At 51.2% G+C, this 24455-nt stretch carries 17 protein-coding genes; 12 read left to right on the top strand and 5 right to left on the bottom strand.

Going from position 1 to position 24455, the window contains the following annotated elements:
* Positions 1 to 81: 81 nt before the first annotated feature.
* Both ACJJH9_RS17200 and ACJJH9_RS17195 read right to left on the bottom strand, forming a co-directional pair.
* Positions 82 to 1488: a sigma-54-dependent transcriptional regulator gene (locus ACJJH9_RS17200; protein ID WP_444923494.1), complete on the bottom strand. Its 1407-nt coding sequence runs from the start codon at positions 1486 to 1488 to the stop codon at positions 82 to 84.
* 131 nt (positions 1489 to 1619) lie between these two features.
* Complete coding sequence (locus ACJJH9_RS17195; protein ID WP_444923493.1) at positions 1620 to 3200, bottom strand: sensor histidine kinase; 1581 nt, start codon at positions 3198 to 3200, stop codon at positions 1620 to 1622.
* Between the two features lie 89 nt (positions 3201 to 3289).
* Between ACJJH9_RS17195 and ACJJH9_RS17190 the strand changes: the two genes are divergently transcribed.
* Entirely contained in the window at positions 3290 to 4918 is a 1629-nt protein-coding gene (locus tag ACJJH9_RS17190; RefSeq protein WP_444923492.1) for an NAD+ synthase, read from the top strand.
* A gap of 57 nt (positions 4919 to 4975) precedes the next feature.
* On the opposite strand, the gene ACJJH9_RS17185 is transcribed toward ACJJH9_RS17190, so the two are convergent.
* The gene (locus ACJJH9_RS17185; RefSeq protein ID WP_444883721.1) at positions 4976 to 5908 is read right to left on the bottom strand and encodes an outer membrane protein assembly factor BamD; all 933 of its coding nucleotides are present in this window, start codon (positions 5906 to 5908) and stop codon (positions 4976 to 4978) included.
* Between the two features lie 118 nt (positions 5909 to 6026).
* Here ACJJH9_RS17185 and rluD point away from each other — a divergent pair, with 118 nt between their 5' ends.
* The 5 genes from rluD to ACJJH9_RS17160 all read left to right on the top strand — a co-directional run bounded on the left by rluD (position 6027) and on the right by ACJJH9_RS17160 (position 15335).
* Positions 6027 to 6983, top strand: a complete 957-nt coding sequence (gene rluD, locus ACJJH9_RS17180; protein WP_444887984.1) for a 23S rRNA pseudouridine(1911/1915/1917) synthase RluD — start codon at positions 6027 to 6029, stop codon at positions 6981 to 6983.
* 80 nt (positions 6984 to 7063) lie between these two features.
* A complete protein-coding gene (pgeF, locus tag ACJJH9_RS17175) occupies positions 7064 to 7837 on the top strand; it encodes a peptidoglycan editing factor PgeF (RefSeq protein ID WP_444923491.1) in 774 nt (257 codons plus the stop codon).
* A gap of 359 nt (positions 7838 to 8196) precedes the next feature.
* Complete coding sequence (gene clpB, locus ACJJH9_RS17170; protein ID WP_252084463.1) at positions 8197 to 10800, top strand: ATP-dependent chaperone ClpB; 2604 nt, start codon at positions 8197 to 8199, stop codon at positions 10798 to 10800.
* Positions 10801 to 11147: 347 nt separating this feature from the next.
* Entirely contained in the window at positions 11148 to 12245 is a 1098-nt protein-coding gene (locus tag ACJJH9_RS17165) for an efflux RND transporter periplasmic adaptor subunit (RefSeq protein WP_444887986.1), read from the top strand.
* A gap of 18 nt (positions 12246 to 12263) precedes the next feature.
* Positions 12264 to 15335: an efflux RND transporter permease subunit gene (locus tag ACJJH9_RS17160; RefSeq protein ID WP_444923490.1), complete on the top strand. Its 3072-nt coding sequence runs from the start codon at positions 12264 to 12266 to the stop codon at positions 15333 to 15335.
* Positions 15336 to 15355: 20 nt separating this feature from the next.
* Here the strand turns inward: ACJJH9_RS17160 and ACJJH9_RS17155 are convergent, their stop codons facing one another.
* Entirely contained in the window at positions 15356 to 16420 is a 1065-nt protein-coding gene (locus ACJJH9_RS17155; RefSeq protein WP_252084466.1) for an AraC family transcriptional regulator, read from the bottom strand.
* 252 nt (positions 16421 to 16672) lie between these two features.
* Between ACJJH9_RS17155 and ACJJH9_RS17150 the strand changes: the two genes are divergently transcribed.
* Together ACJJH9_RS17150 and ACJJH9_RS17145 are read left to right on the top strand one after the other, a co-directional pair.
* Positions 16673 to 17890, top strand: coding sequence for a hypothetical protein (locus tag ACJJH9_RS17150; RefSeq protein ID WP_444923489.1), 1218 nt, complete (start codon positions 16673 to 16675; stop codon positions 17888 to 17890).
* 19 nt (positions 17891 to 17909) lie between these two features.
* Entirely contained in the window at positions 17910 to 18989 is a 1080-nt protein-coding gene (locus tag ACJJH9_RS17145) for a hypothetical protein (protein ID WP_444923488.1), read from the top strand.
* Positions 18990 to 18999: 10 nt separating this feature from the next.
* Here the strand turns inward: ACJJH9_RS17145 and ACJJH9_RS17140 are convergent, their stop codons facing one another.
* Complete coding sequence (locus ACJJH9_RS17140) at positions 19000 to 19479, bottom strand: DUF4124 domain-containing protein (RefSeq protein WP_444899114.1); 480 nt, start codon at positions 19477 to 19479, stop codon at positions 19000 to 19002.
* 459 nt (positions 19480 to 19938) lie between these two features.
* Here ACJJH9_RS17140 and ACJJH9_RS17135 point away from each other — a divergent pair, with 459 nt between their 5' ends.
* The 4 genes from ACJJH9_RS17135 (at position 19939) to pssA (ending at position 24216) form a co-directional block, all read left to right on the top strand.
* Positions 19939 to 21675 carry an acetolactate synthase 3 large subunit gene (locus tag ACJJH9_RS17135; RefSeq protein ID WP_444923487.1) on the top strand — a complete coding sequence of 579 codons (1737 nt, stop codon included), beginning with the start codon at positions 19939 to 19941 and terminating at the stop codon, positions 21673 to 21675.
* Positions 21676 to 21686: 11 nt separating this feature from the next.
* Positions 21687 to 22178, top strand: a complete 492-nt coding sequence (gene ilvN, locus ACJJH9_RS17130) for an acetolactate synthase small subunit (RefSeq protein WP_252084471.1) — start codon at positions 21687 to 21689, stop codon at positions 22176 to 22178.
* 24 nt (positions 22179 to 22202) lie between these two features.
* Complete coding sequence (gene ilvC / locus ACJJH9_RS17125; protein ID WP_444891386.1) at positions 22203 to 23228, top strand: ketol-acid reductoisomerase; 1026 nt, start codon at positions 22203 to 22205, stop codon at positions 23226 to 23228.
* A 112-nt stretch (positions 23229 to 23340) separates the two neighbouring features.
* Complete coding sequence (pssA, locus tag ACJJH9_RS17120; protein WP_444903789.1) at positions 23341 to 24216, top strand: CDP-diacylglycerol--serine O-phosphatidyltransferase; 876 nt, start codon at positions 23341 to 23343, stop codon at positions 24214 to 24216.
* The last annotated feature ends 239 nt before the right edge of the window (positions 24217 to 24455 follow it).

The raw sequence follows: 24455 nt of genomic DNA, 5'->3' as shown, positions 1-24455 counted from the left end.
TTTTTACTCTTTACTTTGTTAATGGCTAAAAAGAATGTCTAAGGGATATCACACGGATCAGTGTGATATCCCTTGACCACCTTAAGTCTCCAGCCCCAATTTCTTCAACCGGTAACGCAGTGAGCGAAAACTGATACCAAGTTTCTGAGCTGCGGCGGTACGGTTCCAGCGAGTCTTGGTGAGTGCGCTTTCAATTGCTTCTTTTTCAATATCCTGCAGGAATTCATCTAGGGAGTTGTAGTGGCTGGGATCAAAGCGATTGTTTTCTTCCGATTGGTTTCTATTTAAGGTTTCACCTTTATTGCTGGTAGAGGAAGCCTCTCGATCTTGTGATTGCTCATCCTTCTCCAGTAGCAGGTCATCAAGGCAAATTTCATGATGATCGCATAGGGTAAAGGCGCGTTCGAGGATATTTTCGAGTTGGCGAACATTACCGGGGAAGGGGAAAGCCTGTAGGGCTCGCATGGCATCGGTAGAGATACTTGGGGGTATTATCTCTGAATTCTGGGCAATACGCTGCATAATGGCATCGATCAATAAGGGTATATCTTCACTGCGCTCGCGTAGAGGGGGCGTAGATATTTCGATTACATTGATGCGGTAATAGAGGTCACTGCGAAAGCGCCCTTCGCTGACCTCTTTGGCCAGGTCCTTGTGAGTAGCGCTGAGGATACGTACATCGATAGGGGTTTCCTGGCTTGCGCCTATAGCCCGAATGCGTTTTTCCTGTATCGTACGCAAAAGCTTGACTTGCATATCCAGAGGTAGGTCGGCAACTTCGTCGAGAAATAGAGTCCCGCCCTGAGCGCTCTGTAGTAGACCTGCTTTGTCTTTATGTGCGCCGGTAAAACTGCCTTTTTTATGCCCAAAAAACTCGCTCTCCATGAGGTCAGCGGGAATGGCTCCACAGTTAATGGGGACGAAAGGTTTGTCGGCACGGGCTCCCTGGGAATGAATGGCCCTGGCAGCCAGTTCTTTACCTGAGCCCGATTCGCCACTGATATAAACCGGGGCATCACTGCGCGCAACTTTGGCTATCTGTTCGCGCAGCTTACGCATATTGGGGGCTTCTCCTAAAAGCAGCTGTTTCGCGCTCTTGCTCTGTTGTGGATCTCGCTCTCTATTCAGGCGTAGGGCCAGCTGAGCAAGGTTGCGCAGCCGCTCTAAATCGACCGGTTTACTGACAAAGTCAAATGCGCCGAGCTTTAGCGCCTTAATGGCAGTATCCATATTGCCGTGCGCGGTAATCACTGCGGTGGGCAAGTCTCGAAGAACACCACTCTGGATATGCTCGACTAGCTGTAGACCATCGCCATCTGGCAGACGCAGGTCGGTCAGGCAAAAATCGTAGTGGTTCTCTTTAAGCAGGCGTGTTGCCTCCGCTAAGCTGGCGGCGGTGTGACAGTTCACATCCATGCGCTGCAGAGTGAGTGTGATTAGTTTGCAGATATCCGGTTCGTCATCGACAACCAGGGCCAGAGGTAGCATCAATTCTCTGTCTTTTCTTGTTTTGTGGAGATTGCGGGCAAAGGTGCCGATTCTGATTATGTCAGAAATTCTTTACGAATATTCTCATACATTTTGGGAAATATTCCTGAGCAGAATCAAGTCACATTCTTTTAGTGAGCAAATTCAACTCTAAAGCAACTCTTATCATCCTTGCTACGGCAGTGGTAGAGATTGGCCTGATTGGTTTCACAGAGTTCTTGGGCAATATAAAGACCCAGACCACTGCCGCGGCTGCCGGTGGTGAAAAAGGGCTCAAAAATCTTATCTTGGTGTTCCTGTGGAACCCCTGGCCCTTGGTCTTTCACATCCAATTGAGTACAACCGCGCTCAGAATTGTAGTACACACTAATTGAGGCATGTCTCTTTCCGGAGGCTACTTGAGAATGGTGCAGGGCATTGTCGGTTAAATTGGTAACCACCTGGGCCATTTGTGCCGAGTCAAACCTGGCTTTGAGGGGGTTCTCAGGTAAGTCGAGCTCAACTTGATCTGCTCCAATGGATCCGGCGTTATAGTCTTGGATCAACTGTTGTAGCCAGCTACTGATGTCATGTTCCTGCGGATCGCCAGCTCGGCGCCGCGAGAGCTGCATAACATTTTCGACGATCTGATTAACCCGCTGGCTCTGCCTACAGATGATCTCGGTGAGATAGTGATCTTCCTCTGCCAATTGGGAGGACTCAGACAACAGTTGGGCAGCATGGCTGATAGCCGAGAGAGGGTTGCGAATCTCATGGGCGATGGAGGCGGTGAGATGTCCGAGAGAGGCAAGTTTCAATTTCTGTGCAGCTACGGCTAGCTTGCGATTATCTTCTACGAATACCAGTGTACTGTTGCCGCTTTCATGTTCGAGCTTCGCGAAGTTTAGGTGCAGTTCTCTACCATTGTCCCCTTGTAACAGTGAAGTATCGGGTCCTTTAGTATCGCGCCACTGGCGAATCGACTGGAGTAGTGAGCTCCTTGCGAGGCTCTCAGCGTGTAACTGCTCTCCCAAGAGCCGTCGGGCTGCCTGATTTATCAGCTCGGGCTGGCCAGTAGGGCCCATTACCAGTACTCCGGTGCCCATACGCTCAATAATCTGCTGTGCCAGCCGCTGAAGGTGTGCAGCTTGGCGGCTTTGCTGGTCGGCGCGAATATTGGCACTACGAATACGTACAGACAAATACTGTAATGCGCTCACCGTGGCGAATAGCAACAGGCCTAAGCTTCCTGCGGCGACAATATCCTGACTGGTGCCTTTACCTGAGATCAAATTATACAACTCTAGGCCGATGACCCCGAGACTTGCCAGCGCCGCGAAGAAGGCACTCATTCGGCGGTCTAAAAGAATAGATCCGATTGAACAATTGATTAGCAGTAGATAGCCGAGACCGGAGTTCAAGCCACCGCTGGATTCAATTAAAAGAAGGAAAACCAGAATATCACAGGCCAGAATGATACCAATTTGGCCTGTACCTACTTGATAGGCTTGCTGGCGTAAAAAAATTAACCAGCCAAAGTTAAGTAGGGAATACACCACGCTTGTATATAAGAAAAGTAGCGGTGCAGTATCTCCAAGGGCGCCGGCTCCTATATCTGAATAGAAAATTCCAAGTAACACTAGGGCGATAGATAGCCGATAAATTGCGCAAATTCGCAATAGCTCATGGTGTTGAAAAGAGGGGGTTGTACTGGTGTCGTTGGCACTACTCAAGGTGGTTTCCCGGTATGTTGTTATGGTGACCGCTGCCGTTATAGCCCACAGGGGTTACAATGGCGGCCTGTCTTGTCCGAGGTTTAACCATGTCTACTTTGCAGCTAGTGCTGGCACAAATCAATTCTCTCGTAGGAGATATTCCAGGTAACACCGCTCGAGTGATTGAGGTGGCTAACAGGGCCCACCGTGAATTAGGTGCCGATCTGGTCCTTTTTCCCGAGTTGACTTTGTGTGGCTATTCTCCAGAGGATTTACTGCTGCGTCCCAGTATGCAAACTCGCGTTGAGGCTGCACTGGAAGCATTGAAAGCTGTTCAACTGCCCTGTGCAATTCTGATCGGCTATCCCCGCCATCTAAACGGCAAGCTATTTAATATGGCGGGCCTGATTGTCAACGGAGAGTTGGTGGCGGAGTATGCCAAGCAAAAATTGCCAAACTATCAAGTATTCGATGAGAAGCGTTATTTCACCAAAGGTGATCGACCTTGTGTCGTGGATATCAAGGGTATTTCAGTAGGCTTTAGCATTTGCGAGGATATCTGGCATCGGGAACCCATACAGCAGACCGTAGAGGCAGGGGCCAAATTGATTCTGAATATCAATGCCTCTCCCTTTCATCGCGGTAAATCTCTTCAGCGACAGGAGTTGATATCCACTCAGGCACGTGTAGCGGAAACACCAATTGTGTATGTGAATTGGTGTGGTGGTCAGGATGAGCTGGTCTTCGATGGGGGTTCAATGGCTGTGGATGCCGATGGACAGATCTGCGCCAGGGCAGAAGAATTTGCCGAGCAGTTACTGCCCGTATCGGTTTCCCAGCAGAGTGGAAGGGTAACCCTATTACCCGGTGAGGTGGCGCCTTTTATGGGGGATCTGGCATCGGTTTATCAGGCGCTGGTACTGGGAGTACGCGATTATGTTAATAAAAATGGTTTTAACGGTGTGGTACTGGGACTCTCAGGTGGCATTGACTCGGCTTTGACCCTGGCGATTGCCGTGGATGCACTGGGCAAAGATCGGGTGGAAGCAGTGATGATGCCATTCCATTACACTTCAGATCTGAGTAAGACCGATGCCGCCGATCAGGCACAGCGCCTTGGCGTCAATTATCGGGAAATTGGAATCGAGCCCATTTTCGATGCCTTCATGGGGGCATTGGCGGAAGAATTTGCTGGTAGTGCGAGAGATACCACCGAGGAAAACCTGCAGGCGCGAGCTCGCGGAGTACTGCTGATGGCGATCTCCAATAAGAAGGGGGCCATGGTACTGACCACCGGTAATAAGAGTGAAATGGCAGTCGGTTATGCGACTCTTTACGGAGATATGGTTGGGGGCTTCAACGCGCTAAAAGATGTGCCCAAGGTACTGGTGTTTGAGTTGGCGCGCTATCGAAATACGGTCTCGGAAGTCATTCCTGAAACTGTTATCACAAGACCGCCAAGTGCTGAGTTGGCCCCAGATCAGGCGGATACCGACAGTCTGCCTCCCTACGAAGTGTTGGATGAGATTCTGAATCTCTATGTCGACAGAGACTTCAGTGCCGAGCAAATTGTTAAGCAGGGATTTGAGCGCAGCATTGTGGAGCGTGTGGTGCGCCTGGTATCACGCAATGAGTACAAGCGTCGCCAGGCTGCCGTGGGTGTGCGGATTTCAGAGCGGGGTTTTGGCCGAGATCGACGCTACCCGATAACCAATGGCTGGAAGGCTGGCGAGTAAGCTGGACTAGAACATAAAACGGCGCCGAAAGGCGCCGTTTTATGTTCTGTAAGGGTATTACATCAGCTCCGGAGGGAGAGGGGCTTCATCGCGGTTGTACTCGGGGTTATACAGCTCGCGGCTATCGAAACCTTCGGGATCAGACTTTTCAAACAACCCGAGGGTAACACGGTGTACCAGGCTGCGGCCGCTGGCGCCTTTGAAGAAGTCATAGTTGAAGGTGCCATCTTCATTGAACGCTGGATGCTTGGGATAGTTGTTGCGCAGCACGCTCAGGGCGTTGGCTTCCAGCTCCGGCATCTCCATCATGTGGTAGCCCTGTACCATCACTGCGAGTGCATCGGGTACGGCCGGAGTCTGCTGGAAGTTTTCCACAACATAGCGGCCACGGTTGGCGGCGGCGAGGTAGGCGCCGCGCTTGAAGTAGTAGTTGGCCACATGGATCTCATAGCGAGCCAGCAGGTTACGCAGGTGAATCATGCGTTTCTGCGCATCTGCGGCGTAGCGGCTTTCCGGATAGCGGGCCATCAACTGAGAGAAGTAGGCGAAGGATTCGCGAGCAGCGCCTGGATCTCGGTTGGTGAGGTCGGTAGGCATAAAGCGCTCAAACAGGCCGGCGCCCTCGGTGAAGGAGGATAGTCCCTTCATGTAGTAGGCGTAATCGACGTTGCGGTGTTGCGGATGCAGCCGGATAAAACGGTCCGCTGCGGCGATGGCGGCATCGTTTTCATAGTTGCGGTAATAGGCGTAGATCAGCTCCAGCTGGGCCTGTTCTGCATAGTTGCCGAAGGGGAAGTTGTCTTCCAGGGCGCGCAGGTTCTTGATCGCCAGATCCCACTGGCTAGTGCGAAGTTGCCGCTGGGCAGCCTCGTAGAAGGCTTGTTCAGTGCGGTTGCCAGTGGGCAGCCCCTCTTCTGAGTCATCGGTGTTGGCACAGGCAACCAATAATACCGACACCAAGGCCAGCGACAGCATTTTCCAGGCTTGCATAGCCCCTCGCTCTATCATTCTCACACTCTACCTTATTAAACTATCCGCCAAGATTAATCTGGCGCTCCAGACATTTAAACACAGTCCCGGAGCTGCCCAAAGTATTTGCAATTGTTTGATGAATGACCACCTAAAACTCGATATTGAAGTTCCGGCCAGTATGGCTGGTCGAAGATTAGACCAGGCAGCAGCCGAATTAATTCCCGATTACTCCCGCGCTCGTCTGCAATCCTGGATCAAAGGCGGCCAGCTCACCTTGAATGGTGCTGTTGCCAAGCCTAAGGATAAGCTATTTGGCGGTGAGCAGCTTAGTCTACGCGCGGAATTGGAGGCTCAGGGAAGCTGGAGCGCCCAGGCCCTGGACCTGAATATTGTCTATGAAGACGATAGTCTCATTGTGATCAATAAGCCTGCAGGCCTAGTGGTTCACCCGGCTGCGGGTAATCCTGATGGCACTTTGCTAAACGGCTTGCTGCACCACTGCCCAAATCAGGAGATGATTCCCCGTGCTGGCATTGTGCACCGCTTGGACAAAGACACCAGTGGCCTGATGGTTGTCGCCAAGACTTTACCGGCACAGGTACACCTTGTAGACCAATTGAAGCAGCGGACGGTCAGTCGGCAGTATGACGCTTTAGTACAAGGCTATATCACCGGCCCCGGTCGCGTTGACGCACCTATCGGTCGGCATCGCCAGAATCGACTGAAAATGGCGGTACTCGATTTTGGTGGTAAAGAAGCCATCACGCACTATCAAGTACAGCAGCGCTTCCGTGCCCACACCCTGTTGCGCTGCAAGCTGGAAACCGGGCGTACCCACCAGATTCGGGTACATATGGCCCATATACGTCATGCATTGGTCGGCGACCCGCTTTATGGTGGGAGGCCTAAATTGCCCGCCGAAGCTAACAGGGAGCTGGTTGAGGCACTTCAGGGGTTTCCCCGTCAGGCCCTACACGCTGCAGAGTTGGCTCTGGTTCATCCGCGCACCGGGGAAAATATGCACTGGTGTGCTCCTATGCCAACGGATATGCTTCAGTTGCTCGAGCTCCTCAATAGGGATCGGAGTGAGTGAAATCTGTGACTATATCTTCACTGGAGGTGGAGTGTGCAGTCACGGCCCGCTCCGCAACATCGATATAAAGCAGAAAAACTATGTCCCTCGATCATTACCTGACTCCCTCTTGGCCGGCGCCAGCCAGGGTGCGTGCCGTCACTACCTTGCGCAATGGCGGTGTTAGCACCGGAGCTTTTAGCAGCTTCAATCTCGGCGCCCATGTGGGGGATGAGGAGTCTGCAGTAATGGCCAATCGGCAGCAGTTGTCGGAGGAGTTGAAGCTGCCGGCGGTGCCTCAGTGGCTGGAGCAGATTCATAGTGACAAGGTCATTGAGGCACAGAGCGATGAACTTGTGCGTACCGCTGATGCCAGCTTTAACCTTGGCGGTGGCGCTGCTTGCGCGGTTCTCACAGCCGACTGTCTGCCGGTGCTTATCTGCGACAAGACGGGCACCAGGGTAGCTGCAGCACATGGGGGGTGGCGCGGTTTGGCCGAGGGCATTTTGCGTAACACGGTTACTGCGCTTGATTGCGACCCAAAAGAATTACTAGTCTGGCTGGGGCCTGCGATTGGCCCCGAAGCTTTTGAAACGGGCGTCGATGTTTTAGAAGCCTTTTTCGAGCATGCGCAAAGTGGCACGCATACCGAGGCGATTGCTCAGAGTTTTCGTCCCCACAGTAAGAAACCCTTGCACTTTCTTGCTGATATCTATGCCCTGGCGCGAGCTGAATTGGCTGAACTTGGCATAGAAAATATTTATGGGGGAGAATATTGTACAGTGAATGAAGCCGAACGTTTTTTTTCTTACCGTAGGGAAAGAACTACCGGACGAATGGCTTCATTAATCTGGTTGGCGGATGATGAAAGCTGAGAGCACAGTAAAGGAAGGCGAGTGATTTTTACTGTGCTTTCTATGTCTTACGTCGCTTTCGCTTCCTTTGCCTGAGGTGGGGTAAGGCTATGGCAGAGTGAACCACTTTTTCCTTTGATTTCTATTGGGGCCTTACTTGCAAAAATCAAGCTTCAGGTGTGGATTTAAAACTAGATTTAAGAAAAAATTATTTTGCGCATTAGTGATTTACGTCAGGAATTCCCACCAATTGATTTAAATCATTGAAAACCTTCCTCTCGCCCCTATTTTATTTCCCAACACTACACTGAAGCGTGGCGCCGCTTGGCTGCTATCGACCCAGTACTACACAAAATCCCCGAGTAGGAGAGGTTGCATTCATGCGTATAGACAGAATGACAAACCCGCTGCAGGCAGCTTTTGCCGATGCACAATCTCTGGCCGTTGGCAGAGATCACAACCAAATTTATCCAGAGCACCTATTGCTTGCGCTGCTCAACCAAAATAACGGCAGCGTGCCTGCATTTTTGTCGCAGGCCGGATTTAATCTAAATGGTCTGCGCAATGACCTGGCAAAAAGGCTTGATAACCTGCCAACTATCAGTTCCCCCACTGGGGACGTGGGTATGTCGCAGGAGCTGATGCGCCTGATGAACCTCACGGATAAAAAAGCGCAAAAAAATGGTGATAGTTTTATTTCCAGTGAGACAGTTTTACTCGCTGCGTTTGATTCTGCTGCAGGGGAAATTGCCAAAATACTCAATGCGAATGGCGACTTAAAACAATTAGAGGCAGCGATACAAAAAGTGCGTGGTGATGAAAAAATTGACGATCCCAATGCGGAAGAGGCACGTCAGGCATTGGATAAGTACACCTTGGATCTGACCGAACGCGCGATAGCCGGCAAGCTGGATCCGGTGATTGGTCGCGACGATGAAATTCGTCGTACGATACAGGTATTGCAGCGCCGCACTAAAAACAACCCGGTACTGATCGGTGAACCCGGTGTGGGAAAAACCGCGATTGTCGAGGGGCTCGCTCAGAGAATTGTGAACGGTGAGGTTCCCGAGGGCCTCAAAGACAAGCGTCTGTTGTCATTGGACTTGGGCGCTCTGCTAGCCGGCGCCAAGTTCCGTGGAGAATTTGAAGAGCGCTTAAAAGCTGTTCTCAATGAGCTCTCCAAGCAGGAAGGGCGGATCATTCTGTTTATTGATGAGCTGCACACCATGGTGGGGGCGGGCAAAGCTGAGGGTGCTATGGATGCCGGTAATATGCTTAAACCGGCTCTAGCGCGCGGTGAGTTGCACTGTGTTGGCGCCACAACCCTGGATGAATATCGCCAGTACATCGAGAAAGATGCGGCCCTTGAACGTCGCTTCCAAAAGGTACTGGTGGATGAGCCCACCGAGGAAGATACCATTGCCATATTGCGGGGATTAAAAGAACGCTACGAAGTGCACCACGGCGTGGATATCACCGACTCGGCCATCATTGCTGCCACCAAATTGTCCCAGCGTTATATTACCGATCGTCAGCTGCCGGACAAAGCCATAGACCTGATCGATGAAGCGGCTAGTCGTATCCGCATGGAAATAGATTCCAAGCCGGAATCGATGGATAAACTGGAGCGCCGTTTAATCCAACTTAAAATCGAACGCGAGGCAGTCAAAAAAGATAAAGATGACGAGGCCACACAGAAGCGCTTAGCCAAGTTGGAGGAGGAAATTCACCAGCTGGAAAAGGAATACTCCGATCTCGAGGAAGTTTGGAAAGCGGAGAAATCCCAGCTTGCGGGTAGCCACGACCTGAAAGAGAAACTGGAACAGGCCAAGTTGGATATGGAATCGGCGCGCCGCGCCGGTGACTTAACCCGAATGTCGGAGCTGCAGTACGGTGTTATCCCACAGCTGGAACAGCAGTTGAAGTCTGCTGCAACCCATGAGGCTAGTGAAGAGCCGCGCCTGTTGCGTAATCGGGTGACCGATGAAGAAGTGGCCGAAGTTGTTTCTCGCTGGACAGGTATCCCGGTTTCCAAAATGCTGGAGGGCGAGCGGGAAAAATTGCTGCGTATGGAAGACGAGCTTCACAAACGTGTTATAGGCCAGGGTGAAGCGGTGGAAGCTGTCGCCAATGCGGTGCGGCGCTCCCGCGCGGGTCTCGCCGATCCTAATCGCCCCAACGGCTCTTTCCTTTTTCTGGGCCCCACCGGAGTTGGTAAAACTGAGCTCTGTAAGGCGCTGGCACAATTTCTCTTCGACACCGAAGATGCCATGGTGCGCATCGATATGTCGGAATTTATGGAAAAGCACTCAGTGGCCCGCCTGATAGGCGCACCTCCGGGGTATGTGGGTTACGAGGAGGGCGGCTACCTGACTGAGGCGGTGCGCCGTAAACCCTACTCAGTGGTGTTGCTCGATGAAGTGGAAAAGGCACATCCGGATGTATTCAATATCCTGCTGCAGGTGCTGGATGATGGTCGCTTGACCGATGGCCAGGGTCGCACCGTGGACTTTCGCAATACTGTTGTAGTGATGACTTCCAACTTGGGGTCGGACCTGATCCAAAAGTTTGCCAGCGCCGAGAGTGGAGATGACTTGGATGCCGAAATTCGTTATCGACAGATGAAAAATGCGGTGATGGAAGTGGTGGGCAATCACTTCCGCCCAGAATTTATTAACCGTATTGATGAGGTAGTGGTATTCCACCCGCTGGATAAGGCGGAAGTGCGCTCCATTGCGGAAATTCAGTTGCGACAATTGTGCCGCCGTCTGAGCGAGCGTGATCTGAAGCTGGAGGTTTCCGAGGGCCTGTTGAATAAGCTTGCTGAGGTGGGCTTTGATCCGGTCTATGGCGCGCGGCCACTGAAAAGGGCGATACAAATCTGGCTGGAAAACCCACTGGCGCAAGATGTGCTCGCAGGTAAATTTACTCCCGGCACCACTATCCACGCGGATGTCGAAGGTGATCGGGCGGTATTCCGCTAGTCGGTATTATTCGTTTGTCTGTCGATGAAACAGGTAGTTATACATCTGTTTCATCGACTCTTAGAGTAGAATATTTCGTTTTCTTCCTCCTTCTTTATCTCGCTCAAAAATTGGGTGCAGGTACCTATCTTTCCACCATTATCGTCACTTCCGTCCCTTCCATGGCGTTCAAATATCATTTCAGGCTAATCCAATGAGAGTCTAACAATACGCACGGGATTTTCTTTATAAACTAAATCTGGTGGTCTGTTCAGTTGGTGGCTCCCAGAGTCAGACTTCCCGTCTTGTTGATCCGCGGCATTGTTGTGAATGATCGGGGGTAAATTATCAGTAAACGCATGGTGCTAATGCTGCTCGGGTGCCTGGTACTTTTTGGCGGTATTTTTGCGTATAAATTTATTGCCCAGCGCATGGTGAACCAATTTCTGGACAATATGCGTTTGCCGGCTCCTACAGTGACCTCGGCGAAGGCGCAGGTGCAAAATTGGCCAGAGGATTTAAGCGGGGTTGGTACAGTCCGTGCCGTTAATGGTGTTGAGGTTACGACAGAGGCCGAGGGTGTGGTTAGTGCTATCCACTTCAAGTCCGGCCAGTATGTACACAAAGGCGACCTTCTCGTGGAAATATTCGCCGAGCCGGAGAAAGCACAGCTGCAGGTTCTGGATGCTGAGCTGCGTTTGGCAAGGCGCAATTATGCAAGAATTAAAACGCTTACCGCGCGTGGTGTGACCACCGAAGCAGAGCTCGATAGTGCACGTAGCACCTTGGATCAGGTAGTGGCCAATATCGAGGTACAGCGCGCCAGGGTGGATCAGCGTAGAGTGCTGGCGCCTTTTAATGGTGTTCTAGGAATACGCCGTATTGATCTTGGGCAGAATGTCAGCCCGGGGGACGCGGTAGTCACTCTTCAACAGCTCACGCCTATCTTTGTCGACTTTTCCCTGCCAGAGCAGAAATACTCTCTGGTTAAGGAGGGGATGCCAATCAGCCTGACTACCGATGCTTTTCCCGGTAAAACCTATCTGGGGAGAATTACCGCGGTAGACCCCAGAGTAGATAGGGCCAGCCGCAATTTCCTGATACAGGCTACGCTCGAAAACCCCAAGAAGCACCTGCGTCCAGGTATGTTTGCCCAGGTTTCTGTAAAAATTGAAGCCAGCCGTCGAGTACTTTCGGTCCCCCGAACGGCCCTGTTGTTTGCTCCCTATGGCGTATCGGTCTTTGTGTTGGAAACGGATGCCTCTGATAACAGTGTCACCGCAAACAAGCGTTTTGTTAAAACCGGGGAGGAGCGCGGTGATCTGGTGGAAATTGTAGAAGGATTGCTACAGGGCGATGAGGTGGCTAGCAGCGGCTTGCTCAAATTGCGCAACGGTGAGGCTGCGGTAATCAACAATGAGAACAAGCCGCCAGAGGACCCATCTCCCACTCCTGAAAACAGTTAATTTCTACTGGGTGTTGCGGTGAATTTTACAGAGATATTTATTCGTAAACCGGTATTAGCTTCAGTAGTCAGTTTATTTATTTTTCTACTGGGCTTGCGCTCAATAACTGAATTAAATATTCGCCAGTATCCGGAACTGGAGAATGCAGTTATTACAGTCACTACTGTCTATGTGGGAGCAGACTCCGATCTTGTACAGGGATTTATTACCACGCCGCTTGAACAGGAGATTGCAACGGCAGATGGCATAGATTACATGGTATCTACCAGCGTACAGGGGCTCTCGACCATCAATGCCTATGTGCGATTTGATTACGACCCCAACGAGGTGCTGACTCAAATTGTTGCCAAGGTAAATAAATTGCGCAGCGACTTGCCCGAAGAGTCTGAGGATTCCAGTGTGGAGATGCAGCAGGGGGAAACAACCGCTGCCATGTACCTTTCTTTTTCCTCGGAGATCCTCGCTAACAATCAAATTACCGATTACTTAGTTCGGGTTGTGCAGCCCAAGCTGGCCACTATAGCCGGGGTACAGCGTGCACGTTTGCTTGGGGACAGTACTTTTGCTATGCGTGCCTGGTTGAAGCCTAAAGAAATGGCTGCGTTGGAGGTGACACCTGAAGACGTAGCCAATGCCCTGCGGAATAACAATATCCTTTCTGCAGCGGGGGCTACCAAGGGCTCTAGAGTAGCAATAGAAATACGTGCAGACACGGATATTTCCCGCCAAGTGGATTTTCAAAATCTGGTGGTGCGTGCGAGCGGCGATCAATTGGTAAGACTTAGAGATGTAGCGGATATTGAGTTGGGAGCGGAGACTTACGATAGCTCGGTGACATTTAACGGGCAGTCTGCAACTTTTATTGCTATTGAAGTCGCCCCCAATGCAAACTCCTTGGATGTTATCAAGCATGTACGGGAAAAGCTGGAGAGTGAAATTTTTCCCCAGCTACCGGAGGGGATGCAGGGAGAAATTCCCTATGACAGTACTGAGTATATTCAGGACTCTATTTCTGAGGTGGTGCGTACCATTGTCGAGGCAGTGATCATCGTTATCGTGGTTATCTACCTGTTTCTGGGGTCTTTGCGCAGTGTTTTGATTCCTGCCATCGCGCTTCCTCTTTCCCTAGTGGGTGCAATGTTTCTGATGCTGTTGATGGGCTTTTCCATCAACTTGCTAACTCTGTTAAGTATGGTGCTGGCTATTGGCATAGTCGTGGATGATGCGATTATCGTTTTGGAAAATGTGCACCGCCATATTGAAGAGGGGCTCACGCCTCGCGAAGCAGCCATTGTAGGGGCTCGAGAACTAGCATGGCCAGTAGTAGCCATGACTACCACTTTGATCGCCGTGTATATTCCTATTGGCTTTCTCGGTGGCCTTACCGGAACCCTGTTTATCGAGTTTGCGTTTTCTCTCGCCGGTGCCGTGCTGCTATCGGGTGTGGTTGCGCTAACACTTTCACCAATGATGGCTTCTAGGATACTGAAGCCGCGTGACGGTGGGGGGACACGCTTGGAGGCCTGGTTGGAGCGGCGCTTTGCGAATTTACAGAAGGGTTTTGAAAAACGCTTGCACAACGCATTAGAGGAACGCAGCGTTATTTTGCTTTTCGGTTTGATTGTTTTGGTGAGCTGTTATTTTCTTTTTATTACTTCACCGCAGGAGCTGGAGCCTACAGAAGATCGGGGTTTGGTCCTCACTATATCCACAGCAGATGCTTATGCCACACTGGATTATGTTGAGCAATATACAGGGGAGTTGGTGGATGTTGCTGATCTCTATACTGAGGTGGAAAATATTTTCCTGCTCAATGGCGCCGGTACTTTTAGCAGTGGTGTCAATAATGCTACGGCGGGTTTTGTATTAGGGCCCTGGGAAAAGCGCAAACGTGACACCGCACAAATGCAGGAACTAATCAGTGAGGATGTGCGCAACATCGCTGGTCTTAAAGTGGCTGTGGTTGTGCCGCCGAGTTTGCCCACTGCAGGTGGTCAACTGCCGGTGGAATTTGTTATCGGGGCAACAGAACCAGTGGAGAACCTCGCCGATGTTGCCAGTGAAATCATGGCAAAGGCCTTGCAAAGCAGGAAGTTCATTTTTCTGGACTCCGATCTGAAAATTGATAAGCCTAAGGTCGTTATTGAAATAGACCGAGAGAAGGCTGCGACTATGGGGGTGGATATGGTGAACCTCAGTCGTGACCTGGGGGCAATGCTTTCCGGTGCTTATGTTAATCGCTTTTCACTCGATAATCGTAGTTATAAGGTGATCCCCCAGGTCGAGCGAGTTGATCGCCTGACTCCTGCCCAGTTGAAGCAATATTATATCCGGGCGATTAACGGGGACCTGGTTCCTATTAATACTCTGATTAATCTACGCCAAATCGTTGAACCACAGCAATTAAAACGCTTCCAGCAACTTAATGCGGTTACGATATCCGGAGTGCCGCGCCCGGGTGTCACCCTAGGTGAAGCGTTGGACGTTTTGGAAAATGCGGCGAGGCAAATACTGCCAGCCGAGTATTCTGTGGACTACTCCGGTCAATCCCGTCAATTCAAAACGGAAGGTTCTGAATTAGTCATAACTTTTTTCTTCGCACTGATAGTAATTTATCTGGTGCTGGCGGCCCAGTTTGAGTCCTGGCGCGACCCTCTCATTATGTTAGTGACTGTCCCAATGAGTGTGTGCGGCGCTATGATCTTTGTAAGCTTGGGTCTAACCACACTTAATATCTACACCCAGGTGGGACTGGTGACTCTAATCGGCGTTATCTCCAAGCATGGAATTCTAATTGTGGAGTTTGCCAATAAATTACAAATGGGGGGAGTGGATAAGCGTACCGCTATAGAGGAGGCTACTTCTATTCGTCTGCGGCCGGTATTGATGACAACGGCATCACTGGTGCTGGCAATGGTGCCACTGCTGATTGCTTCAGGGCCCGGTGGTGGGGCCCGTTTTGCCATGGGGCTGGTCGTCGCCTCGGGTATGACGATTGGCACATTGTTTACCCTTTTTGTGGTGCCTGCCATGTATCTTTATTTGGGGCGGGATTACGAAAAGATAAGGGCACAAGTGCAGGCCAATTAATGGCCTCGTGCATGATTCTTTTAAGCGTCGAGGATACCTCTTGTGGTGTTACTACGGCGGAACTCACTGGGAGTAACCCCCTCGTGTTTTTTAAAGAAGCGGGTAAATACCGCGCGCTCGGCAAAGTGCAGCTTTATTGCGATACTCTCGACAGATTCACTGGAGGACAGCAGTAGACGTTTGGTCAGGGCCAGGGTGACACTGTCTTTTAGCTCCTGAAAAGTAACCCCCTGTTCTTTCAATCTCCTTTGCAGGGTGCGGCCGCTGGTGCGAAAGTGAGCGGCGGCCTGTTTAATGGTGACTTCCTCGCGGAGAATGTGTTTTTCCAGCCATGAGCGCAGGCTCGCGGCTAAGTTGTAACTCGATAGCGTATTGTGTAAAACAGTTTTTAAAACATTGCGGCTCTGGCTACGCAGTAACTTGTGGTAGCTGGGGATAGGAAAATCCAGTGTTTCAGAGCCAAGAATAATGGCGTTGGTATCACAGTCAAATTCTACTGGGCTTTGGAATATACGGGCATAAATAGAATCATCCTCAGGTTTTGGCCTGCGCAACTTAACACCGCATACCTCAGTAAACTGGGGATTCAGCGTACGCAATAATTCTGCGATTCGGGCCATTAACATTTCGGCAAAGAAATGATTTACCGGTTCGCTAAATAATTCTAAGCGCCATTGCAGGGTGAGGACTTCAAATTCTTTTTCTTGTCTTGTTTCGAATCTTAGTAGCGGCGCAAGGGTTTGCGATAAAACAATTTCCGCAGGGCGCAGTATTTCCCGTGGCCGCCGCAGAGAGGGTTGCGCCTCGATAATGGTTTCTTCCAGCCACAAGATAATAGGAAAGCGACTGAAACTGAGTCCCGGCGAAGAAACTGGGGAAAGTGCTACCAGATTTTCAATCAGTGCATTGAACTCGCTGTAACTCAGTCGCTCGTTCTCGCGGGGATTCCAGCTAAATGCGAAAGGCAGCCGCTCAATTAGAGTACCAATAGGAATACCCAGCCGCGCAGCAGCTGTAACGAAATAGGGTGCAAATATTTTAGGCACGCCGGCATGGCCGGACATATTTTTATTCTGGTCTCTCATGACTCTTTGCCGTCCGGGTGGCGTTAATTCGATCATAGCAAAGGCGTATCAATCTAAGAAAACAATAATGTGAATTATGACGAACCGGTCGCCTCATGTGGCGCACTTGATCATCCTGTGGCGCCATAAATCCTATTGCGGCACCCACCTCAGCAGATAAGTTGCAGGGGTCTGCAGTGTGTTGCGAAACGGATACCTCGAGACTCTGCGGTCAGTAAATATCCACTTATAAAATTATAAAGGTCAATAACCATGACACTGTCTAAACGACTGGGCGCAGGCCTGTCTGTTTTTTTTGCTGCGATGGTAGGCACTTCTGCAGCGGTAGCGGAGAACTGCTACATCCTGGTCCATGGACATGGAGTCGAGGGGCACACAACCAGTACAGCGAGCGATGGGAGTTTAGTGCAGCCGGCACTGGACTATTGGAGCGAAACTTATTTCGATGAATATAAAAACAGCAGTTTTATCGACCAGCTGCTAGTCAGCGGCGGTAATTACGGAGTAGTGGGGTACAACTCTACCGATAAGGGTGAGCTGCCCTACTGGCACGATAAAACCTCCGGTGAAATTGCACGGCAAATTATTCAGATTCGCAGTGGAGCCGGAGACAGGTTCGAACACGAAAACCAGTGTTCTGCCGATGATACCTTCTGGATTATTTCCCACAGCCAGGGCGCTGCGCAGATGATGTATATCGCTGGTAACGCTGTTGAAGGATCACCTTACTACAACCGTGCTTACAATCAGTACGACACAGATACTGAAGTACAGGATGTTAAAAAGTGCTCGACAACTTGGTGGGGCAGCAAGAGCTGTAAAACCGTTTCTGAGGAAGTGCAGGTTGCCAGCCTGAGTGATGCCAACGCGGTTACTGTGGATTTTGATAGTGCGATTAGCGGAGTGGCTGCGATCTTCACCACTGGTGGAGCAATCACCGGTACCGAGGGCGTGGATCGTATCTGTAATGGCACTTGGTATGACGAGGTGATCAATGACCTCTTCTTTGGTAGGGAGTGTGCCGCGGTGCGCTATATGCAGACCAACGATATTTATACCGTGCGTAATTACGTGGGCACTAATCTGGGTGCGCCTGTCTACACCATTGGCGGCTACGCGGGCTTTCCCGGTGCAGAAAGCGTTTCCTCGGCACTGTTGAATGGTGAAGATGATGGTTATATTAATCTCGCTTCCCAGATGAACTGCTCTGGTTCCGGCAAACGAAGCCTCTGGTCAAACCTCAAGCAGTACGACACCTTCATGGGTATTGCCTACGGTAGTGCCACTTTCTCCTGTGACAACGACAATAAGGGTACGGCTCGCTCCTACAATCTGGCCAGCATTTATACCGATCACGATGCTCAGCGCAATGGCGGTATTTTGTCTCCGGATTACGATGGCATTCCCGATGGTTTGAATTGTGGGGTTGGTAAAAACAGCGCCGGCCGAATTGCCGCCTGTACTCAGTAATTTTTGCGGGAGCTAGCCCATGTCCGTCAGCAACAATCGCCTCAAGGGGCGCTTAGCCATCCTGGGATCCATTGTCTTTATCGCCGCAGCCGTGGCTTATTGGTTCACTGGTGAGGGTGGGGAAGTATCCACAGCGGTTGTTGCCAAGGCGGAAGCTGGCGGGCTCCATGCCCCACAGCCACAGAGGGCCGAGCTTCAAGAGGTAGCGCTGGTTGAAGAGAAACCGGTCGAGGATAAATCTGTTCAGGTTTGGCAGGAGATCCAGGCGCGGCCGGTCAAGACCGAGTTGCACCAGTCACTGCTCTCTGATCTGGCAAAATTTCACCGCTATCCACCGGAAAATCGCGCGATCAAGAGCGCTTCGCAGGATCCGATTTCCCAGACCCATGCCCCAGACCAGCGCACTACCTACAGTGACAATGGAGACACCTTGACCCTGTGGACTGATCAGAAGTTCTATCTGTATGGTGATACCGTGCGTGTCTTCGCCTTTCAGACCGATAGCGATGGTGTCAAGGTACCAGCGGACCTGACCGCCCTGATGGTGTTGGATGACCAACATGTGCTGGGTTCACTGACCTTTGAAGATGGCAACGGGGACTTGGTTTACGAGGCGGAGATAGAGGCGGGAGCTTACCAAGGACAGTCGCTGCCAACGGGTATTTATAAGATCATCGTGGATACGGATATCGATGGCCTGCGCGATGCAGCGGCATTTACACTGTCAGAGGATACGGGCAGCTATACCGGCAACTTGCGGGACTCGCTTACCGGTGAGGGTAATTTACTAGTGGAAGCCGAAGTGGAAATATTGCAACAGGGCCGTTTTTACTTCCGTGGTTCCCTCTACAACGATGAGCAGACGCCCATTGGCAGCACCCAATATGCGGTTGAGCTTTCTCCAGGGCGCCACTGGATCCCCTTCGAATTTTACGGTCTGATGATCCGCGATGCCGATCAGGATGGCCCCTATCTGGTTAAGCAGCTGAGTATTGCGCGGGTGACGGTGCCCAGGGCAGATAGGCTGTTTGAACCCGGCTATTACACCGAGCGTTACAGCCTGGAGCAGTTTAACGAAACGCCCTATAAAGAGCTTTAAAAGCTAGGGCTTAGCAGTTATCGCGAATACTCTGTTTTTCCTTGGTAATGCGTTCCTGGCGTTCATCTTCTCCCAGCATACGGTGATTGCCCTGTTCGTCGATTTCACGTACCCGAGCGTGGGTAGTCAGGGCTTTCAGGTTTTTCTGGGAGGACTCACAGCGTTGTGCGCGTGCAGCTGCCTGGGCGCGGGCTACTTGCTCATCCACTTTTGAGGGGCTCTGGACTTCTTGTTTTGTGGTATTTTTTCTCTCGGGAGTGGGCTTGGCAGCCACTTGGTTGGCTTTTTCTGCAGCTATCGCAGCCTGTTGTTCCGCTTCCCATTGTTTGTAGCGCTCCGACTTCGGCTTCTTTATAACTTCAACTTTAGTGCTACTGGGTGGCTGCTCCCCAAAGTGCACCACGCCGTTCTCATCCACCCACTTGTAGATGCCGTTGGCTTGAGCGGCCAGTGCCAGGCCGGAGAATAGCATTGCGAGTGCGACGCGCATTGGATTACCCCTTATCGTTGTATCTTTCCTCACCCGACATATTGTACCGGTAACGGTGGACTTTCCTGTAACTCTCTTAACACTTTCAGTCATGTCTATTGACAGTCAATGTTGGATTGGCAAAATCGACTGTTTCCTCGGCGAGTAGTCGTCTCCGCACACCCGCGGCCAGGACACTAGCACAGGTGGACCACCCCTCCGCCGCAATTCCGCCGAGAGGCTCTCCCTACCCCTGGAGGCCTGCTAGCCTGCAATTCGGACACCGCCGTGTCGGTTTCAGGCTGGGTGTTTTACTGCGCGCGATGATCTCATCCTAAAAATCGGCATGTAAACACGCAACAGGCTGATATCTGTCATCATTTTCCTTTACAATTGCCGTTCAACATTCTTGTTGTTCGTTCGGTTAGCGGTTCTTTGGTGATGGCTATCCTACCAACTAGGTGAATTGAGGAGACTCAAGTGGAATTACTTTCCGGCGGCGATATGTTGGTTCGCGCGCTGCAGGATGAAGGGGTAGATCTGATTTTTGGCTACCCGGGCGGTTCGGCACTGCATATCTATGACGCCATCTTTAGGCAGAAGTCCATCAAACACATTTTGGTGCGGCATGAACAGGGTGCTACTCACGCTGCAGACGGCTATGCCCGCTCAACAGGCAAGGCGGGTGTTGTACTTGTGACCTCGGGTCCAGGGGCCACGAATGCGATTACCGGAATTGCTACCGCCTATATGGATTCGATTCCTATGGTGGTGATTTCGGGTCAGGTGCCCAGCGATAAGATCGGTGAAGATGCCTTTCAGGAAACCGATATGGTTGGGTGCTCGCGGCCAATCGTAAAGCACAGTTTCCTGGTGAAGAACGCCGAGGATATTCCCGAGATCGTTAAGAAAGCTTTCTATATAGCCACGACTGGCCGCCCTGGCCCTGTGGTGATTGATGTACCCAAGGATGTAACCAACCCCGCCGAGCGCTTTCCCTACCGCTACCCGGATAAGCTGCGCATGCGCTCCTATACTCCGGCGGGCAAGGGCCACAGTGGACAAATTCGCAAGGCGGTGGCGTTGTTGCTATCGGCGCGGCGACCGGTAATTTACGCTGGCGGTGGTGTGGTTCAAGGGGATGGCTCCGAACTGCTCACTGAGTTGGCTCGCCATTTGAATTATCCCGTGACCAATACCTTGATGGGACTCGGCGCTTTTCCCGGTAGCGATAAAAGTTTTCTCGGTATGCTCGGCATGCATGGCACCTTCGAGGCTAATACCGCTATGCATCATGCAGATGTCATTCTGGCGGTGGGAGCGCGTTTCGATGACCGCGTTACCAATACTCCCAGCAAATTTTGTCCGGGAGCCAAGATTATTCATATTGATGTGGACCCGGCTTCTATTTCCAAAACCATCGTCGCCGATATTCCCATCGTTGGTACTGTGCAGTCAGTACTGGCTGATATGCTGGAAGCCTTTAAATCCAGTGAGGAACAGCCGGACCAGTCAGCAATCGTTGACTGGTGGCGTCAGATAGACGACTGGCGTGAACGTCACGGCCTCTATACCGTTCCGCGATACAAAACTGACGGCGCCCTGATCATGCCGCAGGAGGTCATTCGTGCGGTTTACGATATCACCGAGGGCGATGCCTTCGTGACCTCTGATGTTGGACAACACCAGATGTTTGCCGCCCAGTATTACCATTTCGACAAGCCGCGCCGTTGGATTAACTCCGGCGGGCTCGGCACCATGGGTTTTGGTCTGCCTTCTGCCCTGGGAGTGAAGATTGCCCACCCAGATAAAGAAGTTGTCTGTGTGACCGGTGAGGGCAGTATCCAGATGTGTATTCAGGAATTGTCCACCGCTACTCAATACCATCTGCCGGTTAAGATTCTGTGTCTCAATAACCAGGCACTAGGCATGGTGAAGCAGTGGCAGGAAATGCAGTACGAAGGGCGCCTTTCCAACAGTGTCTACGAAGAGTCTCTGCCGGACTTCGTCAAGCTTGCAGAAGCCTATGGCCACCTGGGTGTGAAGATTGAGCGAAGAGAAGACTTGCATGAAAAACTGCAAGAGGCCTTTGCGCATAAAGATCGCACGGTGTTTATCGATGTCTACGTCGATCCCTCTGAGCATGTCTACCCGATGCAAGTCATGCCGAGTGGCTCCATGCGTGATATGTGGCTGAGCAAAACCGAACGGACATAGGGGTTAGGGAAATGCGGAGAATTATTTCGGTTTTGATGGAGAACGAGCCGGGAGCGCTATCCCGAGTTGTGGGATTGTTTTCCCAGCGCGGCTACAACATTGAGAGCTTGACTGTGGCGCCTACAGAAGACGCCACTTTGTCACGCCTCACCATGGTGACCATAGGTGATGATCACAAGATCGAGCAGATAACAAAAAACCTCAACAAATTAATTGATGTGGTGAAGCTGGTTGACCTTACGGAAGGCTCTCACATTGAGCGGGAATTATTGCTGGTAAAGGTGCGCGCCAATGGAGCCCAGCGCGATGAGGTCAAACGAAGTGTAGATATTTTTCGTGGGCAGATAGTGGATGTTACCAGCAGTATGTACACGGTTCAGGTTGCCGGTACCGGTCAAAAACTCGATGCATTTTTACAGGCATTGGGAGAGCACACCATTATGGAAGTCGTGCGCTCCGGGGTTTCTGGAATTGCCCGCGGTGAAAAAGTATTAAGTGTTTAGATAGCAGGAAATAGGAATTTAGTCATGCAAGTTTATTACGATAAAGATTGTGAACTGTCTTTAATTCGCGGGAAAAATGTTGCGATTATCGGTTACGGTTCTCAGGGGCATGCCCACGCCAATAACCTCAAGGATTCCGGTGTAGAAAATATTGTTGTCGGTTTGCGCAAGGGTTCTGGCTCCTGGAGCAAAGCGGAGAGTGCCGGCCTGCGTGTTGCCGAGGTAGAGAGTGCGGTCAAAGATGCTGATGTGGTAATGATTCTGGCACCGGATGAGTACCAAGCCAATATTTACAAAGAGCAAGTGGCCCCCCATTTAAAATCTGGTGCGGCACTCGCCTTTGCTCACGGGTTCAATGTGCATTTCGAACTGATTGAGCCGCCGGCAGATATAGATGTCATTATGATTGCGCCAAAAGGTCCCGGGCATACTGTACGCTCCACTTATCTTGAAGGGGGCGGTGTGCCAACTCTGATTGCGGTTTATCAGAATGCTTCCGGCAATGCGAAAGAACTGGCACTTTCCTACGCCAGTGCAAATGGTGGCGGCCGTTCTGGAATTATTGAAACTAATTTCCGTGAGGAGACTGAGACAGATCTTTTTGGAGAGCAGGCTGTATTGTGCGGGGGGGTTTCCGCCCTGGTGACCGCTGGTTTCGAAACTCTGGTTGAGGCCGGTTACGCGCCTGAGATGGCCTATTTCGAGTGCCTACATGAGCTGAAGTTGATTGTCGATCTGATGTATCAGGGCGGTATTGCTGACATGCGCTATTCTATTTCCAATACTGCAGAGTACGGTGATTATGTCACTGGGCCGCGGATTGTTACCGATGAGACTAAAGCAGAAATGCAGCGCGTTTTGAAGGATATTCAGACCGGGAAATTCGCAAAGGACTTTATGTTGGAATCTCTCGCTGGACAGCCGCGCTTAAAGGCTGAGCGCCGCATTGGTGCAGAACATCAAATTGAGCAGGTGGGTGCCAAGCTTCGTGCCATGATGCCCTGGATCAAAGCGAATAAAATTATTGATCGGACAGAAGGCAACGGTTGAGAACTGTTTAACTAAAAAGACGGCGGGATACCCCGCCGTTTTTTTTTGCCCTGTGCCCACACAGGGCAATGGCGTACACTCGCTGGCTGCAAAATGCATTAACGGAGAGTCTATGAGCGTTCAAGGGGATGATAAGCAGCCCGAAGACCCAATTAGTGGTCTGAATGAGGAAATTCGTCTGCCCGTCGACGAGCACATTGAGGAAGAGGTTGCAGAGAATGGCAAAAAGGTGCGCGCGCGCGGTGTCTATCTCTTGCCCAATCTAATCACCACCGGAGCCCTTTTTAGCGGTTTCTACGCAATTATTGCCGGTATGAGCGGAAACTTTGAGGCTGCCGCTATCGCAATTTTTGTGGCTATGGTTTTGGATGGCCTGGATGGGCGGGTTGCACGTCTGACCGACACTCAAAGTGCCTTTGGCGTGCAATATGATTCCCTCTCTGACATGGTTTCTTTCGGCCTTGCTCCAGCTCTGGTAGCTTTTAGCTGGGGGCTGGATTCTTTGGGCAAATTTGGCTGGGCTATCGCGTTTTTATATGCGGCTTGCGCCGCCCTGCGCTTGGCCCGATTTAATACCCAGGTAGATACCGTCGATAAAGGGGTATTTATTGGTCTTGCCAGTCCAACAGCTGCGGCAATTGTTGCCAGCATGGTTTGGGCTGGACACGATCTCGATGTCGGCGCGGGTATGGCAATGATCGCCGCATTGGTAACCGCCGTGGCAGGGCTTTTAATGGTCTCAAATTTCCACTATACAAGCTTCAAGGGACTTGATTTCAAGGGTCGAGTACCCTTTGTGATGATGCTTGCAGTAATCCTGGTGTTTAGCCTTGTGACCATCGACCCCGCTGGTGTTCTCCTCACTTTGGCTGTTCTTTATACACTTTCGGGTCCGGCTTTGTGGCTATGGGGCAGAGTACACCCAAAACCCGCCAATCGAAGTAGCGAAACTGCTGGTGATAAGGCGAAGGATAGGGAGCTGCACTAGTCTCTAAGGATTCTCTTTGGGATTTGTACCTTTCGACCTTAAGGTAGTTATGCGGGAGTGCGAACTGAGACGGAAATGTGATCGTCGGGAGGTCGGATGCGGCCTCAATACTCCCCTCAAAATAAGAGGGCTGCGTAACAGCTGAATAAAGACTTGCGCAGAAGCACAATAGTCCGTATAGTTCGCGCCCTCGCTGCCTGAGACGGCAGTGGAGGGCGGCTCCAATCAATTGATTTTCC

Source organism: Microbulbifer mixtoriginis (SeqCode), assembly GCF_052466715.1.
This window is presented reverse-complemented; position numbering and strand designations above follow the sequence as displayed.

Bases quoted from the DNA above. Each gene is read 5' to 3' on its own strand.
- ACJJH9_RS17200 (WP_444923494.1), bottom strand. From the start codon at position 1,488: ATGCTACCTCTGGCCCTGGTTGTCGATGACGAACCGGATATCTGCAAA.
- ACJJH9_RS17190 (WP_444923492.1), top strand. From the start codon at position 3,290: ATGTCTACTTTGCAGCTAGTGCTGGCACAAATCAATTCTCTCGTAGGA.
- ACJJH9_RS17185 (WP_444883721.1), bottom strand. From the start codon at position 5,908: ATGCAAGCCTGGAAAATGCTGTCGCTGGCCTTGGTGTCGGTATTATTG.
- rluD (WP_444887984.1), top strand. From the start codon at position 6,027: ATGAATGACCACCTAAAACTCGATATTGAAGTTCCGGCCAGTATGGCT.
- pgeF (WP_444923491.1), top strand. From the start codon at position 7,064: ATGTCCCTCGATCATTACCTGACTCCCTCTTGGCCGGCGCCAGCCAGG.
- clpB (WP_252084463.1), top strand. From the start codon at position 8,197: ATGCGTATAGACAGAATGACAAACCCGCTGCAGGCAGCTTTTGCCGAT.
- ACJJH9_RS17165 (WP_444887986.1), top strand. From the start codon at position 11,148: ATGCTGCTCGGGTGCCTGGTACTTTTTGGCGGTATTTTTGCGTATAAA.
- ACJJH9_RS17155 (WP_252084466.1), bottom strand. From the start codon at position 16,420: ATGAGAGACCAGAATAAAAATATGTCCGGCCATGCCGGCGTGCCTAAA.
- ACJJH9_RS17150 (WP_444923489.1), top strand. From the start codon at position 16,673: ATGACACTGTCTAAACGACTGGGCGCAGGCCTGTCTGTTTTTTTTGCT.
- ACJJH9_RS17145 (WP_444923488.1), top strand. From the start codon at position 17,910: ATGTCCGTCAGCAACAATCGCCTCAAGGGGCGCTTAGCCATCCTGGGA.
- ACJJH9_RS17140 (WP_444899114.1), bottom strand. From the start codon at position 19,479: ATGCGCGTCGCACTCGCAATGCTATTCTCCGGCCTGGCACTGGCCGCT.
- ilvN (WP_252084471.1), top strand. From the start codon at position 21,687: ATGCGGAGAATTATTTCGGTTTTGATGGAGAACGAGCCGGGAGCGCTA.
- ilvC (WP_444891386.1), top strand. From the start codon at position 22,203: ATGCAAGTTTATTACGATAAAGATTGTGAACTGTCTTTAATTCGCGGG.
- pssA (WP_444903789.1), top strand. From the start codon at position 23,341: ATGAGCGTTCAAGGGGATGATAAGCAGCCCGAAGACCCAATTAGTGGT.